The organism is Polynucleobacter sp. AP-Sving-400A-A2, from assembly GCF_018688155.1.
Classification (GTDB): Bacteria; Pseudomonadota; Gammaproteobacteria; order Burkholderiales; family Burkholderiaceae; genus Polynucleobacter.
On sequence record NZ_CP061312.1, the window covers coordinates 858111 to 873107 of the forward strand.

The following is a 14997-nucleotide window of genomic DNA, read 5'->3' on the forward strand; positions in this document are numbered from 1 at the left end:
CTCTATGGGATTTTCTATCGCTAACTTATGCCTCATCGGCGCGGCAGCATTCCTATTTCTAGCGGTCCCTGCCTACGCTGATGAAGCCTCACGTAATAAAGAAATTCAAGAGCGCTTCGCTAAATGCGACACTAATCGAGATGGTAAGTTGACCATGCTTGAGGCCAAAGGCTGTATGCCTCGAATCTATGACCATTTCAACAGAATTGATGAGCAGGGAAGAGCTTATGTCACTGTTACTCAAATTCAGGCGATAGCAGATCGTTAATCTATTGAGCGAGCTTCGGTAGCTTTTTAGAACCCGCAGGCCAAGTCAGCACAATCTTCGGATCAATCTTTAAGATCTTCTTATTCTTATCCGGGTAGTCAACTCGCAACAATAAATCAGCAATCAGATTGAGGTGTGCAAGCTTTTTATCATTGGCACTAACAACAGTCCATGGGGCATCTGAGGAGCTGGTTTTCTTGAGCATGCTATCTCTAGCAGCTGAATAGGCGTCCCACATTTTCTGGGCTTTTTGGTCTATCGGACTAATCTTCCATTGCTTTAGTGGATCTTTGGCGCGATCCTTGAGCCTGGCCGCTTGCTCTTCTTTGCTGATGTCTAGGTAATACTTGATTAGTCGGATATCTGATCCGACTAGTAGAGATTCAAAATCATTGACCGTATTCATAAACTGCTTGTACTGCGCATCAGTACAAAATCCCATGACTTTTTCAACGCCAGCACGGTTATACCAACTGCGGTTGAATAATACGAATTCACCAGTAGTCGGTAGCTGCGCAATATATCTTTGGAAGTACCATTCACCTTCCTCGCGCGGGGAGGGCTTGTTCAAGGCAACGACACGACTATCCCTAGGGCTTAAATGTTCCGAAATACTTTTGATGGAGCCATCTTTACCAGCAGTGTCGCGACCTTCAAAAATAACTAAGAGTCGCTTACCTGTTTGAATGATGTGATGCTGAAGTTTGACTAATTCAATCTGAAGAAGTCTGAGGTCTGCCTCGTAAGTATGTTCATGAATTTCTGATTTACTCACGGGCAGCCTTCACTGATGCAATTGACTATGCAGCAGTAGGTATTGCTGGAGCCACTTTCTTTGCTACAGCCTTTTTAGCGGGAGCCTTCTTTGCCGGCACTTTCTTGGCTACGACTTTTTTAGCTGGTGCTTTTTTTGCAGGAACTTTTTTCGCTACTGCTTTCTTAGCTACAACTTTTTTAACTGGCGTATTTTTCTCGAGCTTATCCAAAGCTTTTGCCAGCTTGTCGATGAGTTTTTCTCTATCTGCCTCGAGCTTGTCTAGTTTTTTCAATAATTGCTTCACTAATTTTTTCTGACTCATGGTGTATTCCTTTCAAGAGAGTACTATTTATTCAATCTGCAAAATAGCTGATATCTAATGCCTGATCGTACGTTTTATTGGGTAGAGTTTCAAGCGATTATGACAGTCGGAGCCACATTTAATTTGGTGCTACATTGGCTTGGTATGTTGAAAACATTATTCTCCCTTCCGCGAACGGTTTGGCTCATTGGCCTCATTAGCTTTGTGAATGACGCTGCAAGTGAGATGCTTTACCCTTTGATGCCTCTATATCTTGCCACCGTGCTCATGGCTGGCCCTAAGGCCTTGGGTCTAATTGAGGGGATTGCAGAGGCTACATCCAGTATTTTTAAGTTGGTGTCTGGTGTGATTGTCGATCGTACTAAAAAAACCAAGCCTTGGATTGTGATTGGCTATTTCTTGGCTGGGATTGGTAGGCCTTTAATTGCGATCGCTAATTCTTGGGCCTGGGTTTTATGTATTCGGTTTACAGACCGTCTTGGTAAGGGACTCAGAAGCTCTCCGCGGGATGCTCTTTTGGCAGAGAGCGTTCAGCCTAATCAACGCGGCATTACCTTCGGCCTGCATCGTTCGATGGATAATGCCGGCGCAGTCTTTGGACCTTTGATGGCAGCATTTTTACTGTGGATGCAGGTTCCCTTGAGGGATATCTTTTTATGGGCAATCGTGCCCGGCATCGTTGCTGTAGCTTTGGCCCTTTGTCTCAAAGAGCCACCTCGTGAGCAAGTGGCAGTGAAGCCTTTTTCTTGGTCGCTTGAGGGCCTTCCACCGCAATTCAAACGCTACTTTTTGGTTGCCGGAATTTTTGCCTTAGCAAACTCATCGGATATGTTTTTGTTGTTAAGGGCAAGGGAACTTGGTGTGCCTCAAGAGCAAATCCCTTTATTGTGGGCAGCCATCTCTTTAATCACCACTATCTTTGGAACGCCGCTATCGGCACTCTCGGATCGATTCAGTCGTAAACACTTTATTCTGATTGCTTGGGCTGCTTTTGCATTCTTTTACATTGCAATGAGTTTTTCTGGAATCTCTTTATGGATGCTCTGTGGATTATTCGCAATTTATGGATTATTCAAGGCCGCAACCGAGGGAGTAGAAAAGGCTCTAGTGGCAGACCTGGCTCCCCAAGGAATGGCTGGTACAGCCTTTGGTTGGTTCAATCTGGTTTCCGGCTTGATGCTCTTGCCCGCTTCCCTCATATTTGGGTGGCTATATGAATCATTTAATCCCAGTTATGCCTTTTTGTTCTCAGGCTCGTGTGCTGTCATAGCCTTTCTTTTGTTGGCCTTTTGGGTATTTCATTCTCAGCAAGAGCAGCGAGTTAATATTTAACCTTACGTCCCATTATCAAAAGAAGGCATCTATATGCGTCTATCCATCAAATACATCTTTTCCATTAGCTTCTTACTCTTGAGTTCTATGGCTGTAGCTCAAAAAAATGATGCCATTATTCAGACAGGGCAAGTGCAGGAGGCCATAGCGCGAGGCGCAATTCTTTGGGATGTGCGAGATGAAAAGAGTTATTTGGAGGGGCATATTCCTGGCGCTATCAATATTGGTGATGCAGGCAATATTCTGAGGGATGCAAATAAAGAGGACTACATCGCCACTGCAAAAATTCAAGCGATTTTTAATGCTGCTGGACTCGATGTGAATAAAGATGTTGTGGTGTACGGCTCCCGCGGAAATCCATACGCTTACTTCGGCCTCTATACGATTCATTACTTTGGCGGTAAGCAGGCCCAAATCTATCATGATGGAATTGATGCTTGGAGGTCAGCTGGATTAACTCTTCAAAAGGAGCGTCCCAATCTGCCGGCTGTCTCTGTAACCTTAGTGCCTCAACCTCAGTTGCTAGTGACGAATGAGGAGATGCTGAAGTTGGCTCAATCTAAATCAGTCCAGATTATTGATGTGCGAACTCCTGACGAGTTTTCTGGTAAAGATGTTCGTGCAATTCGAGGTGGCCATATACCCAATGCGATCAATATTCCTTACGAGGAAAATTGGCAGGATCCTGCAACGTCAATCAAGCTTGGTAAGAAGCAGGTTTCTGATAACTCTGGAATGACTCTAAAAAGCCAGACGGATCTGAAAAAACTGTATTCGAATTTGGATCCCAATCAAGAGACGGTGGTGTATTGCCAAAGCGGGGTGCGTGCTGCCGAAACAGCCACAGTCCTCAAAAATCTGGGCTTTAAGAAGGTAAAGGTTTACGACTCATCATGGTTGGGTTGGGGAAATAACCTCAAGGCCCAAGTCTCAGAGGAAAGCTTCCTAAATGTAGGCGCCCTCAATGCCAAAATATCTGCAATGCAAAACAAGATTAATCAGCTGGAAGAGGCTTTAAAGGCCAAAAGTAGCAACTAACCCCTTCTATTGGCTGGTCCTTAGGGCTCTAAAGTGAAAAACCCCAGAGAGGAGATCTTCTGGGGTTTTTTTGAGTGAAGCGGATTATTCTGGGTGAAAGTTATTGCTGGCCATAAAACTAATAGTGCGTTCAAAGCCCAAAATGCGGATGTATCGCCAGGCGATATCGCGGTATTTGCTATCTAAATAGCTAATCGCGACCTCAGGCGTCCTTTTGGACAAGTCGATCTGCTCAATTGTGCGGGCCCAACGTTTTAGTCTTGTTGACATATTTACTACCTCCATGAGCATACAACGCATGGAAAAGTGGCTGGGATGACAGAGTTAAGTAATATTTTTCAAGAAATCAACAAAAACTAGTCAAATTGATGGTTTTTTATTCTTTAAGGCTGTTTTCTACCGCGGCCTGTTCCTTTTTTGCTGCTTTAGCCCGCGCTTTAATGGGTTTGAGGAACATCAGCAGACATACAAACCCAACTGCTCCAATAGCCGTTTCTAGGGCGGCCATCCAGAAATTGACCCCCGTTTCCAAAATACGCACCAAGCCCTCGGTAATGTAGAGGAGGATCAGCATGGAGGCCCATTGCATGGTGTAAACATTGCCTTTCCATAAGCCTGGAATGGCAAATAACAAGGGGATGGCCTTGAGAACGAGCCAAGAGCCTCCTGGCCTCAGTGGCGAGATAAACCATTCCCAAGCTACGCACAGGATGAATAGGTCAACAAAAGCTGCCGTAGCAATGAGTTGGTAAGGGTTTTTGGAGAGCCAGCTTTTGAGCATAAATTACCCTTGACTGAGTTTGAGTGCTGCAATTGCAAGGCGTTTGCCTTGGGCAATGGCTAGGCGCTGCTCTTCAGCGCTAATGGGCGCTCGACCATCAGCATGCGCCAGGTGGGTAACGCCATAAGGACTGCCACCACTTGAGGTGCTCATCAGGTCGGGCTCACTATACGGAATACCCATCAGCATCATGCCGTGGTGAAGCAGGGGAATCATCATAGTCAGAAGGGTGCTTTCTTGACCGCCGTGCAGGCTTCCCGTACTGGTAAAGACGCAGGCTGGTTTGCCAACGAGGGCGCCATTGAGCCATTCTGAGGAGCTGCCATCCCAGAAGTATTTCATGGGAGCGGCCATATTGCCAAAGCGCGTTGGAGAACCTAGGGCAAGACCAATACATTCTTTTAAGTCGGCATATTCAACATAGGGAGCGCCATCGGCTGGGACAGCAGCTTCCGTAGCCTCGCAAACTGCGGAGATCGCTGGTACGGTGCGTAGTCTGGCGTTAACGCCTTGGACACTCTCAATACCTTCAGCAATCAGTCGAGCTAAGTCCCGCGTTGCTCCAGAGCGTGAGTAGTACAAAACTAAAATGTCAGATTGGCTCATATGGTTCTCTTATCTCTTATGATATGGGCGATGCGCCTTATACAGAATCCTCAATTATGGCTCTCTCTTGGAAAAGAGATCTGGGAGCGTAACCGGGGTCAAAATCTAAAGCAAGTAGCTGCTAGCCTGGCCTTTACTACAACGCTGGCCTTGATTCCGATGCTGACGGTGGCTTCCATTCTGATTGGTTATCTCCCTAGTGTGGTTCGTATTAAGTATGCCTTTCAGGCCTGGTTGCTAGACACCTACATGCCAGGGGGCTTAAATCAGCAAGTCTTTAATTACTTGGATCAATTTTCAGCGCAGGCCAAAGGTCTTACCTTGATTGGTTTGCTCGGCTTGGTGATTACGACCATCATGACATTGGCAGTGATTGAAAACGCCTTTAATCAGATCTTTCGCATCTCTGAAAGGCGACCGATTTTGAAGAGGGTTGCGATCTATTCTTCTGCAACCATATTGGGGCCCGTTCTATTAGGTATTGGAACTTACTTAAGCGGTCTCTTATTTAGTGCGGCAGAGGGGTGGACGGAAACTCTGAGCTTTAGTTTGGGTTTTGTGGCAACGGTGGTACCCATACTTCTGGCCATGGCCGTATTCTCAGTAGCTTACAAAATCCTCCCTTATGCCCAAATTGAGTGGCGTGATGCTTTGAGCGGCGCCTTCTTTGCGGCCCTCACTTTTGAGTTAATGAAGTTTGGCTTTGGCCTCTTTCTAGGTAATGTCGGTTTTTACAAAACGGTCTATGGCGCTTTTGCAATCTTTCCCTTGGCACTGATTTGGATTTACCTGACCTGGTGGATTACTTTGGCTGGGGCAGTCTTAGTTGCTAATCTCCCTAGCATTCGAAATGGGTTGCTTAGGGTTATTCGTTACTGAAATACTGCTCATGTCGCTTGATTCCTTGGGGGCATAAGCATATATTGGTTCAATAAGAACCCCTTGCTGGAGATCCCCTATGAAAGTTTGCGACATACTACGCGTTAAGGGCAGCACACTATTTACAGTGGCGCCGGATACTCCTTTGCAAACTGCCGTATTGGTCATGAGTGAACATGACATTGGTTCATTGGTAGTGATGGAGTACGACAAACTGGTGGGTATCCTGACATTCCGTGAAGTGATTGCGGCTTTAGCAAAAAATCATGGCAAATTAGATGAGCTCAAAGTTTACAGTGTCATGAATGCCAAGCCCTTGACATGCAATATGGAGACAGAGATTGATGAGGTTCGTCGCATGATGCTAGTTGATCATGCACGCTACTTGCCGGTGATCGATCAAAAGATGCTGATGGGCGTGATTTCTTTCTACGACGTGGCTAAATCGGTTGTTGAGGCTCAGGACTTCGAAAACACCATGCTCAAGGCTTACATCCGCGACTGGCCAGAAGAGGCTGAAAAAGCTACCCCATAGGCTCGGCCTAGCTCAAGCCCCCGAGCAATGACATAATGTCAACATGTCAGGAAATACATTAGGTCTTCTCTTTACTGTCACCACTTTTGGTGAATCCCACGGTCCCGCCATTGGCGCTATTGTTGATGGCTGTCCTCCAGGTATGTCTCTGTGCGAAGCAGACTTGCAAGTCGATTTAGATCGCCGCAAGCCAGGAACCTCGCGTCATGTAACCCAACGTCAAGAGGCCGACAGGGTAGAAATTCTGTCTGGTGTGTATGAAGGCAAAACCACGGGCACGCCTATTGGCTTGTTAATTCGGAATACCGATCAGCGCAGTCAAGACTACGGCAACATCCTGCAAACATTTAGACCCGGTCATGCTGATTACGCTTATCACTACAAATATGGTTTGCGTGATCCTCGTGGAGGTGGGCGCTCTTCAGCAAGATTGACTGCACCTGTTGTTGCTGCAGCAGCGATTGCCAAGAAGTGGCTCAAAGAACAATATGGCACGGAGTTTTATGGCTACATGAGCCAGCTCGGTGAAATTGAAATCCCATTTAAGGATGTAGCACTCATTGAGAGCAATCCTTTCTTTGCCGCTAATGCCGATATCGTTCCTCAGCTAGAAGCGTATATGGATACATTACGTAAAGCAGGGGATTCTTGTGGAGCGAAGATTGAAGTGCGGGCGCGTAATGTGCCCATCGGATTAGGTGAGCCTTTATTCGATAAGTTAGATGCGGATATTGCACATGCCATGATGGGCATTAATGCGGTCAAGGGTGTTGAGATTGGCTCTGGCTTTAAGTCAGTAATGCAGCGTGGCAGTGAGCATGGCGATGAGTTGCATCCAGATGGATTTGCTAGCAATAATGCGGGCGGCACTTTAGGTGGCATCAGCACTGGTCAAGATTTGCGGGTGTCGATTGCCATTAAGCCAACCTCTAGCATCTTGAGTCCAAAAGAATCGGTGGATTTAGATGGCAAACCTATGACTGTGCAAACTAAAGGTCGTCATGATCCTTGTGTAGGTATTCGCGCCACCCCAATTGCAGAAGCGATGCTTGCCTTAGTGTTGATAGATCATGCTTTGCGTCATCGCGCTCAGTGCGGTGATGTGCAACATAGTGTGGCTTCGATTCCAGCTGCACGTCCTGGCTCTGCAACGGATTAATCGAATTCACTTCAGAAAACTAAAAAGAAAATGACACCCTCAGTGCGTTGGGCCTTCGGGTCCTTTTTCTTTTTGTATTTTGCTTATGTCGGTTTAGTTTCCCCATACGCCAGTCTCTTTTTTTTAGATCGTGGCTTTAGTGTTATTGAGATCGCCGTCTTAATGTCCATGCTACAAATTACTCGAATAGTAGGGCCGTTCTCTTGGGGTTGGTTGTCAGACTATTTATCCGACCGTATCGGTATCATTCGTTTCTGCGCTTGTCTAGCAGCAGTCACTTTTCTGAGTATCTTTTTTCTCAACAGCTATATTGCATTCTTCATATGGATGTTTGTATTGCATACCATCTTGAGTAGCCTAATGCCTTTAGGTGAGTCGGCTACTGTACATGCCTTATTTAAAGACAATTCATTTGATAAACGTTACGGTCGTTTGCGTTTATGGGGCTCAATTGGTTTTATTGCCATGGTCTTATTTGCAGGTGAATTATTTCAGCGCAAAGGTATCGAGCTTTACCCCATCGTGGGCGCGGTGATCCTCATATTCTTGGCATTGGTTACCTTTCGCTTGCATGAGCCCAAGATGGAGCGTCGTAAGATGGTCAAGGGCGAACTACTGATTGTTCTATTCAATCCCGATGTGCGTTGGTTCTTGCTCTCCGGATTTTTTATGATCTTTGCGCACGCTGCTTTGTATGTGTTCTATTCGCTCTACTTAGCTGACCTAGGTTACGATAAATTTCAGATTGGCTTGTTTTGGGCTTTAGGTGTTGCAGCCGAAGTAATCTTCTTTTATTTCCAAAGTAAAGTGCTCAGTCGCTTAGATCCCGAGATTGTTTTGCAAATCGCTTTTGGTATGGGCGTGTTTCGCTTTATCTTGATGGCTTTCTTCCCACTCACTTGGGTGCTGATTCTGGCTCAGCTCATGCATGCGGGTACTTTTGGTGCTCACCACAGTGCTGCTACGAAACTATTACAACGTTGGTTTACTGGACCATTACAGGCGCGGGGACAAGCTTTAATGGCAACCGTGTCCTATGGCTTAGGTGGAACACTGGGCGGTTTGATGGCTGGTTGGTTATGGGATGCTACCCAGCCTCGTAATGTATTTGTGATGGCGGCTTTAGCCTGCGGTCTAGGGGGTATGGCAATTGGGAAGCTGCACCCCAACCATAAGCCCCTTAGATAAATGACGAAGTAATTCGCTAGATGACTTACATCGATGCGTAGTTCGGGCCACCACCACCTTCAGGGGTAATCCAAACAATATTCTGGCTTGGGTCCTTGATGTCACAAGTCTTGCAATGCACACAGTTTTGCGAATTAATTTGCAACTGCGGCTGCCCCTCTTTTTCTACATACTCATAAACACCAGCAGGGCAGTAGCGTTGCTCTGGACCGGCATAGGTTTTGAGATTCAAGTTCACCGGTACCGACGCATCTTTTAAGGTGAGGTGAATAGGTTGATTCTCAGCATGGTTGGTATTAGAGATAAATACCGATGAGAGGCGATCAAAAGTAATCTTGCCATCCGGTTTTGGATAGTCAATCGGCTGATGCTGAGCTGCTGGCTCTAGGCATTCATGATCTGCATGCTTTAAATGAATCGTCCAAGGCATATTGCCGCCCAAGATTTTTTGCTCAAGGCCCACCATCAGAGTGCCAAGGTACAGTCCTTTAGACATCCATGGCTTAAAGTTACGTGCTTGGTTTAGTTCGGTATGTAACCAGCTATTTTTAAAGGCGCTTGGATACGCAGCTAAAACATCAGCAGAACGATTTTCGGAAAGGGCAGCAACTGCCGCTTGGGCAGCCAGCATGCCAGTCTTAATAGCAGCGTGACTTCCTTTAATGCGTGAGGCGTTCAAGAATCCAGCATCACAACCAATCAGTGCGCCACCGGGAAAAACTGTTTTAGGTAGGCTATTTAAGCCGCCAGCTGTCAGTGCCCGTGCACCATAGGCCAGGCGCTTACCGCCTTCAAAGGTTTCACGAATCTTGGGGTGCAACTTGTAGCGTTGAAACTCTTCAAACGGAGACAGGTACGGGTTCTTATAGGACAACCCAACTACCAAACCTACAGCAACTTTGTTATCACCCAAGTGATACAAGAATGAACCGCCATAGGTATCACTCTCTAATGGCCAGCCAGCAGTGTGAACCACCAGACCAGGTTTACTCTTCGAGGGTTCTACTTCCCATAATTCTTTAATGCCAATGCCATAGCTTTGTGGATCAGCATCTTTATCTAAGGCAAACTTGGCTATCAGTTGTTTGCCTAAATGTCCGCGCGAACCCTCAGCGAATAAGGTGTATTTGGCACGCAATTCCATACCAAGCTGAAATTGATCGGTGGGTTGAGCTGCTTTATCCAAACCCATCGAGCCAGTGATGACGCCACAAACTGCGCCTTGCTCGTTATAGAGAATTTCTGCAGCAGGAAAGCCTGGAAAGATTTCCACGCCTAGGTGCTCGGCTTGTTGACCTAGCCAGCGAGTGACGTTAGCCAAGCTGACAATATAGTTACCTTCATTTTTAAAGCAATGGGGCAGCATCCAATTGGGAACCTGAAATGCGCTCTCTTTGGTCAGAAACAAAAACTGATCTTGGTTAACCTCAGTATCTAGTGGCGCGCCTAGTTCTTTCCAGTTGGGGAAGAGTTCGGTTAACGCTTTGGGGTCCATGACGGCGCCAGACAAGATGTGCGCCCCGATTTCAGAGCCTTTTTCGAGCACGCAAACGCTAATCTCTTTGCCAGATTCATTGGCTAGCTGTTTTGCTTTGATGGCTGCGGACAATCCTGCAGGGCCACCGCCTACGATGACGAGGTCATAGTCCATTGATTCTCTAGGTCCAAACTGTTCTAGTAATTCCTGGGCAGTCATTTCATTTCTCCGGCATTGCTTATTAATGGGGGTGTTTTGAGCATTTCTGCCATTTTTAAAGCCCCAAGCTACAGCTCTAGTTTAGTTCTAAGTCATAAAAACCACGTAAGTACCCAATGCCAATGGGCATTCGGCCTAAAGCGTTATGATTGCTTTTTTACCTTTTTTGGCAATATTAGGACTAATTTATGAACAAAACTTACCCATCGGCTGTGGATGCCCTAAGGGATATCTTGAAGGATGGCCAAAAACTTGCTGTTGGCGGTTTTGGCTTGTGCGGTATTCCTGAGGCATTGATCGCTGCAGTTAAGGATCTTGGCGCACAAAATTTGACGGCCATTGCCAATAATGCTGGCGTTGATGGCTTTGGCTTGGGCGTGTTGCTCAATTCAAGACAAGTAAAAAAAATGGTTGCCTCCTACGTGGGCGAGAACAAAGAATTTGAGCGTCAGTTTTTGGCTGGCGAGCTCGAGCTGGAATTTACTCCGCAAGGAACCCTAGCTGAGAAGTTGCGTGCTGGCGGTTGCGGTATTCCTGCTTTTTATACCAAGACTGGTGTAGGCACTTTAGTTGCTGAAGGTAAAGAGGAAAAAGAATTCGATGGTGAGAAGTACATCATGGAGCGCGCTATCGTCTCGGATATTTCTCTAGTGAAGGCGTGGAAGGCTGATAAGTCAGGCAATTTAGTGTATCGCCTTACAGCTCGCAACTTTAATCCGATGGTAGCTATGGCTGGCAAGATTACTGTTGCTGAAGTGGAAGAGATCGTGGAGAACGGCGAATTGGATCCTGATGAGATTCATACGCCAGGTATTTATGTGCATCGCTTGGTGCTGAACACTACGCCTGAGAAGCGTATTGAGCAACGCACTTTGTCTGCTGCTTAATACTTTTAGACACCATATAAAAACAGTACAGAATATTTAGGAAGAACGACATGCCTTGGAATAGAGATGAAATGGCAGCACGTGCTGCTAAGGAATTAAAGGATGGTTATTACGTCAATTTAGGTATTGGCATGCCAACCTTGGTGGCTAATCATGTGCCAGAAGGCATGGAGGTGTGGCTCCAGTCTGAGAATGGTTTATTAGGTATTGGCCCATTTCCAACTGAAAAAACGATTGATGCGGATTTAATTAATGCGGGTAAGCAAACGATTACGACTTTGCCTGGCTCCTCCATTTTTTCTTCTGCAGATTCCTTTGGAATGATTCGTGGTGGAAAAATCAATATTGCGATTTTGGGTGCAATGCAGGTCAGTGAGCATGGTGACTTAGCGAACTGGATGATTCCTGGCAAGATGGTGAAGGGCATGGGCGGCGCCATGGACTTAGTTGCTGGAGTAAAGCATGTGGTTGTCTTGATGGAGCACGTTGCTAAGAAAAAAGACGGCACAGAAGAAATCAAGATTCTGCCTAAGTGCACTTTGCCATTAACGGGTGTAGGCGTTATCAGCCGCATCATTACCGACCTTTGTGTGCTCGACATCACGCCAAAGGGCCTGAAGTTGGTGGAGTTAGCCCCAGGCGTAAGCAAGGAGGAAGTCATATCCAAAACAGGCGCCCCTATTGATATGGCAGATTTCTAATTACATGATTCTGGTTAAAGGTCTACGCCAAACGAATCAATTGCTTACAATGTGAGGCATGAATATTTACATTCGTAAGGCCAAATTTGGCAGTATTTCGACCCTGGCTGTATTTGCCCTGACCGGGCTCTTCAATGCTGTCTATGCTCAAGGGCCAAACTCAACTGAGCCCAAGCTAGCAGTGGTCTTAAATTCCGGCGAGGCTACTGTTAGCTTGATTGATATGCCCAGTCGCAAAGTGATCAAGACATTGCCGGTTGGAAAAGAGCCTCATCACTTGATGATGACCCCTGATCAAAAGACTTTGCTGATTGCCAATGCTGCAGGCAATGATGTTGTGCTGATGAATCCTACCACTGGTGAGTTGACTGGCAGGATACCGGACATCATTGATCCGTACCAAATTGGTTATTCGCCCAATCATAAGTGGTTTGTTGCAAACGGTAATCGTTTGGATAGGGTGGATGTGTATCACGCGCAGGGTGCAGATCTCAAGTTGGCTAAAGCAATCAAGCTTGGCAAGACACCAAGTCATGTCGCATTCACGGCAGATAGCAAGATCGCTTTTATTACTTTGCAAGACTCGAATGAGCTTGCGGCAATTGATTTGGACACCCAGACTGTCCTTTGGAAGATCACCACGGGTAAGGTGCCAGCAGGAGTCTGGCTGACACCTGGCGATCAATACCTATTAATTGGTATTACTGGTGAGGACTATGTCCAAGTGATTGATTGGAAAACCCGTAAAGAGGTAAAACGAATCTTTACTGGAAAGGGCGCTCATAACTTCAGACCCTTAGGCGATAAAAAGCATGTGTTCGTAAGCAACCGTATTGCGTCAAGCATCAGCATGATTAATATGCAGACCTTAGAAAAGACGGGTGATATCACTGGGCTACCAGCAGGTCCTGATGATATGGAAATTACGCCTGACGGAAAAACCATGTGGGTTACTCTGCGCTTCTCTAAAAAGGTTGGAGTCATTGATATTCCTTCGATGAAGTTAGTCTCGGTAATTCCTGTTGGTAGATCCCCTCATGGTGTTTTCTTTACGCCGCGTGCTAGCTGGGAATAGCCCAATTAGATGTATTTGAATGCGATCCTCGTTCGACTGACGGCATTCATTGTTTTGGTGGCATGCTCCTCGCTGGGTATTGCACAGGAGGCGAATTGTAAAAAAACGGTTCATCTGACTTTTGATACTGGCAATATGTCTGTAGCGCAAACGATCGCCGACATTTTGAATCGTCAAAATGTGAAAGCTACCTTTTTTCTGGCGAATGAAAAAACCAGCCGCGGTGATTTTTCTTTAGACGATTCTTGGAAATCGTATTGGCAAGATCGCGTTCGTGAAGGCCATCACTTTGGCAGTCATACCTACGACCATGTGTACTTTGTGAAGGACGGCCCAAGCGGAGAGATTTTTGCAAAGCCACAATTTGGACCAAAGGCTGGAGTGACCACACTTTACAACGAAGCGGCTTATTGCCGAGAAATCCGACGAGTAGATGAGCGCTTTAAAGAGTTAACCAGCACCAGTATTCAAAAAATTTGGCGTGCTCCTGGCGGGAAAACCTCACCCCGTTCGATCAGGATGGGCGATCAATGCGCTTATCAGCATATTGGCTGGAATGCTGCGGGCTTTTTGGGTGATGAGTTGAGCTCACAGACGCACCCCAACAAAGTGCTTTTGGATAAGGCCAGTAGTCAACTTCAGGATGGCGATATCGCCATGGCCCACTTGGGCATTTGGTCGCGCAAGGATCCTTGGGCTCCGGCGGTATTAGAGCAGCTGATATTGAATTTGAAAGCTCGAGGGTTTTGTTTTGCAACCCTGCCAAAACGGGATAAATAAGTGACAATTGAGTTTATGGATTCAAACCCTCTGTCAGCCGCCATCGCTTCAGCCTACGCTAGCGTTCAAGAATTCTTGTTCACCTATGTGGCTGGGCCAATTTTGTATCAATTTGACCTGATGTCGATGGCTGAGGACGTATTTGACGGTATTGACTGGTTTTTATTTGGATGCATTCAGATCTTCTTGATTGCTGTCATTCTCAGAGTCTGGGAAAGATTTTCCCCGGCAGAGATACAAGAGCGGTTTGCAAAGAACTCTAAGGCAGATATTTTTTACACCTTGTTTCATCGCCTGGGCATTTTTCATGGCCTGATTTTTATTACTTTGTCTGGATTTTTCTTTCAGATTGATTCAGTCCTACATGATTTTCGTTTTGGCAGACTGAATGTGGAGTCCTGGTGGCCACCAGTGACATCGATACCCTTGGTAAGTTTTTGTATCTACTTTATATTGCTTGATTTTGTAGAATATTTATATCACCGATCCTCCCATGTGTTTAATTGGTGGTGGAAACTGCATGCCTTGCATCATAGTCAAACAGTGATGACTGCTTGGTCAGATGATCGCAATCATATTGTCGATGACATCATGCACGCGTTTGTGTTTTCCTTCTTTGCTCTTTTGTTTGGGGTATCACCTGCCCAATTTATTGTGTTGGTGGTATTGAGCCAACTCATTCAGAGCTGGCAACATGCTAATTTAAAGATTGATCTCGGACCTTTTAAATATGTATTGATTTCTCCAATGTATCACCGCTTGCATCACGCGGTAGGTTACGGTCATGAGGCTAAAGGTAAGCCAGGTGTTTTAGGTGGCTGTAACTTTGGCGTCTTGTTTCCTTGGTGGGACATGGTTTTCAATACTGCCATCTTTTCAAAAGAGGTTCATCCTACTGGAGTCAGAGATTTAGATTTGTCACCCAATGTATTGCGGCACCAGTGGCAGAGTCTCATGCTCTCGATCCGAGAAATCTTTCCCAAAGCAAAATAG

General features: G+C 46.1%; 18 protein-coding genes. 12 read left to right on the top strand and 6 right to left on the bottom strand.

Features of this window, described 5'->3' with window-relative positions:
* Nucleotides 1-4: 4 nt before the first annotated feature.
* Nucleotides 5-268 carry a hypothetical protein gene (locus tag C2758_RS04575; RefSeq protein WP_215330309.1) on the top strand — a complete coding sequence of 88 codons (264 nt, stop codon included), beginning with the start codon at nucleotides 5-7 and terminating at the stop codon, nucleotides 266-268.
* A 1-nt stretch (nucleotide 269) separates the two neighbouring features.
* On the opposite strand, the gene ppk2 is transcribed toward C2758_RS04575, so the two are convergent.
* Both ppk2 and C2758_RS04585 read right to left on the bottom strand, forming a co-directional pair.
* Nucleotides 270-1043, bottom strand: a complete 774-nt coding sequence (gene ppk2, locus C2758_RS04580) for a polyphosphate kinase 2 (RefSeq protein WP_251369264.1) — start codon at nucleotides 1041-1043, stop codon at nucleotides 270-272.
* Nucleotides 1044-1068: 25 nt separating this feature from the next.
* Nucleotides 1069-1347 (bottom strand): serine/threonine protein kinase, encoded by a 279-nt coding sequence (locus tag C2758_RS04585; protein WP_215329793.1) that lies wholly within the window; start codon nucleotides 1345-1347, stop codon nucleotides 1069-1071.
* Nucleotides 1348-1404: 57 nt separating this feature from the next.
* Here C2758_RS04585 and C2758_RS04590 point away from each other — a divergent pair, with 57 nt between their 5' ends.
* Both C2758_RS04590 and C2758_RS04595 read left to right on the top strand, forming a co-directional pair.
* Nucleotides 1405-2679, top strand: coding sequence for an MFS transporter (locus C2758_RS04590; RefSeq protein ID WP_215329794.1), 1275 nt, complete (start codon nucleotides 1405-1407; stop codon nucleotides 2677-2679).
* Between the two features lie 33 nt (nucleotides 2680-2712).
* Nucleotides 2713-3717: a sulfurtransferase gene (locus C2758_RS04595; protein WP_215329795.1), complete on the top strand. Its 1005-nt coding sequence runs from the start codon at nucleotides 2713-2715 to the stop codon at nucleotides 3715-3717.
* An 84-nt stretch (nucleotides 3718-3801) separates the two neighbouring features.
* Here the strand turns inward: C2758_RS04595 and C2758_RS04600 are convergent, their stop codons facing one another.
* The 3 genes from C2758_RS04600 to wrbA all read right to left on the bottom strand — a co-directional run bounded on the left by C2758_RS04600 (nucleotide 3802) and on the right by wrbA (nucleotide 5104).
* Nucleotides 3802-3987 (bottom strand): hypothetical protein, encoded by a 186-nt coding sequence (locus C2758_RS04600; protein ID WP_215329796.1) that lies wholly within the window; start codon nucleotides 3985-3987, stop codon nucleotides 3802-3804.
* Nucleotides 3988-4093: 106 nt separating this feature from the next.
* Nucleotides 4094-4498, bottom strand: coding sequence for a DUF2069 domain-containing protein (locus C2758_RS04605; RefSeq protein ID WP_215329797.1), 405 nt, complete (start codon nucleotides 4496-4498; stop codon nucleotides 4094-4096).
* 3 nt (nucleotides 4499-4501) lie between these two features.
* Nucleotides 4502-5104: an NAD(P)H:quinone oxidoreductase gene (gene wrbA / locus C2758_RS04610; protein WP_215329798.1), complete on the bottom strand. Its 603-nt coding sequence runs from the start codon at nucleotides 5102-5104 to the stop codon at nucleotides 4502-4504.
* 30 nt (nucleotides 5105-5134) lie between these two features.
* Here wrbA and C2758_RS04615 point away from each other — a divergent pair, with 30 nt between their 5' ends.
* From C2758_RS04615 to C2758_RS04630, 4 genes are all read left to right on the top strand, one after another.
* On the top strand, nucleotides 5135-5983 hold the full coding sequence (locus C2758_RS04615; protein WP_215329799.1) for a YhjD/YihY/BrkB family envelope integrity protein: 849 nt from the start codon (nucleotides 5135-5137) through the stop codon (nucleotides 5981-5983).
* Nucleotides 5984-6062: 79 nt separating this feature from the next.
* Nucleotides 6063-6518 (top strand): CBS domain-containing protein, encoded by a 456-nt coding sequence (locus C2758_RS04620; RefSeq protein WP_215329800.1) that lies wholly within the window; start codon nucleotides 6063-6065, stop codon nucleotides 6516-6518.
* Nucleotides 6519-6561: 43 nt separating this feature from the next.
* Complete coding sequence (gene aroC, locus C2758_RS04625; RefSeq protein ID WP_215329801.1) at nucleotides 6562-7677, top strand: chorismate synthase; 1116 nt, start codon at nucleotides 6562-6564, stop codon at nucleotides 7675-7677.
* Nucleotides 7678-7707: 30 nt separating this feature from the next.
* Entirely contained in the window at nucleotides 7708-8865 is a 1158-nt protein-coding gene (locus C2758_RS04630) for an MFS transporter (RefSeq protein WP_215329802.1), read from the top strand.
* Between the two features lie 25 nt (nucleotides 8866-8890).
* On the opposite strand, the gene C2758_RS04635 is transcribed toward C2758_RS04630, so the two are convergent.
* The gene (locus C2758_RS04635; RefSeq protein ID WP_215329803.1) at nucleotides 8891-10561 is read right to left on the bottom strand and encodes an electron transfer flavoprotein-ubiquinone oxidoreductase; all 1671 of its coding nucleotides are present in this window, start codon (nucleotides 10559-10561) and stop codon (nucleotides 8891-8893) included.
* A 188-nt stretch (nucleotides 10562-10749) separates the two neighbouring features.
* Between C2758_RS04635 and C2758_RS04640 the strand changes: the two genes are divergently transcribed.
* Genes C2758_RS04640 through C2758_RS04660 form a run of 5 tightly spaced genes read left to right on the top strand, consistent with a single transcriptional unit; the run spans nucleotide 10750 to nucleotide 14997 of the window.
* A complete protein-coding gene (locus tag C2758_RS04640; RefSeq protein WP_215329804.1) occupies nucleotides 10750-11448 on the top strand; it encodes a CoA transferase subunit A in 699 nt (232 codons plus the stop codon).
* A gap of 50 nt (nucleotides 11449-11498) precedes the next feature.
* Complete coding sequence (locus tag C2758_RS04645) at nucleotides 11499-12149, top strand: CoA transferase subunit B (RefSeq protein WP_215329805.1); 651 nt, start codon at nucleotides 11499-11501, stop codon at nucleotides 12147-12149.
* Between the two features lie 58 nt (nucleotides 12150-12207).
* The gene (locus tag C2758_RS04650; protein ID WP_215329806.1) at nucleotides 12208-13224 is read left to right on the top strand and encodes a cytochrome D1 domain-containing protein; all 1017 of its coding nucleotides are present in this window, start codon (nucleotides 12208-12210) and stop codon (nucleotides 13222-13224) included.
* Nucleotides 13225-13233: 9 nt separating this feature from the next.
* Entirely contained in the window at nucleotides 13234-14004 is a 771-nt protein-coding gene (locus C2758_RS04655) for a polysaccharide deacetylase family protein (RefSeq protein ID WP_215329807.1), read from the top strand.
* The gene (locus C2758_RS04660; RefSeq protein WP_251369265.1) at nucleotides 14005-14997 is read left to right on the top strand and encodes a sterol desaturase family protein; all 993 of its coding nucleotides are present in this window, start codon (nucleotides 14005-14007) and stop codon (nucleotides 14995-14997) included.

Bases quoted from the DNA above. Each gene is read 5' to 3' on its own strand.
- C2758_RS04575 (WP_215330309.1), top strand. From the start codon at position 5: ATGGGATTTTCTATCGCTAACTTATGCCTCATCGGCGCGGCAGCATTC.
- C2758_RS04585 (WP_215329793.1), bottom strand. From the start codon at position 1,347: ATGAGTCAGAAAAAATTAGTGAAGCAATTATTGAAAAAACTAGACAAG.
- C2758_RS04590 (WP_215329794.1), top strand. From the start codon at position 1,405: ATGCCTGATCGTACGTTTTATTGGGTAGAGTTTCAAGCGATTATGACA.
- C2758_RS04595 (WP_215329795.1), top strand. From the start codon at position 2,713: ATGCGTCTATCCATCAAATACATCTTTTCCATTAGCTTCTTACTCTTG.
- C2758_RS04600 (WP_215329796.1), bottom strand. From the start codon at position 3,987: ATGTCAACAAGACTAAAACGTTGGGCCCGCACAATTGAGCAGATCGAC.
- C2758_RS04605 (WP_215329797.1), bottom strand. From the start codon at position 4,498: ATGCTCAAAAGCTGGCTCTCCAAAAACCCTTACCAACTCATTGCTACG.
- wrbA (WP_215329798.1), bottom strand. From the start codon at position 5,104: ATGAGCCAATCTGACATTTTAGTTTTGTACTACTCACGCTCTGGAGCA.
- C2758_RS04615 (WP_215329799.1), top strand. From the start codon at position 5,135: ATGCGCCTTATACAGAATCCTCAATTATGGCTCTCTCTTGGAAAAGAG.
- C2758_RS04620 (WP_215329800.1), top strand. From the start codon at position 6,063: ATGAAAGTTTGCGACATACTACGCGTTAAGGGCAGCACACTATTTACA.
- aroC (WP_215329801.1), top strand. From the start codon at position 6,562: ATGTCAGGAAATACATTAGGTCTTCTCTTTACTGTCACCACTTTTGGT.
- C2758_RS04630 (WP_215329802.1), top strand. From the start codon at position 7,708: ATGACACCCTCAGTGCGTTGGGCCTTCGGGTCCTTTTTCTTTTTGTAT.
- C2758_RS04635 (WP_215329803.1), bottom strand. From the start codon at position 10,561: ATGACTGCCCAGGAATTACTAGAACAGTTTGGACCTAGAGAATCAATG.
- C2758_RS04640 (WP_215329804.1), top strand. From the start codon at position 10,750: ATGAACAAAACTTACCCATCGGCTGTGGATGCCCTAAGGGATATCTTG.
- C2758_RS04645 (WP_215329805.1), top strand. From the start codon at position 11,499: ATGCCTTGGAATAGAGATGAAATGGCAGCACGTGCTGCTAAGGAATTA.
- C2758_RS04650 (WP_215329806.1), top strand. From the start codon at position 12,208: ATGAATATTTACATTCGTAAGGCCAAATTTGGCAGTATTTCGACCCTG.
- C2758_RS04655 (WP_215329807.1), top strand. From the start codon at position 13,234: ATGTATTTGAATGCGATCCTCGTTCGACTGACGGCATTCATTGTTTTG.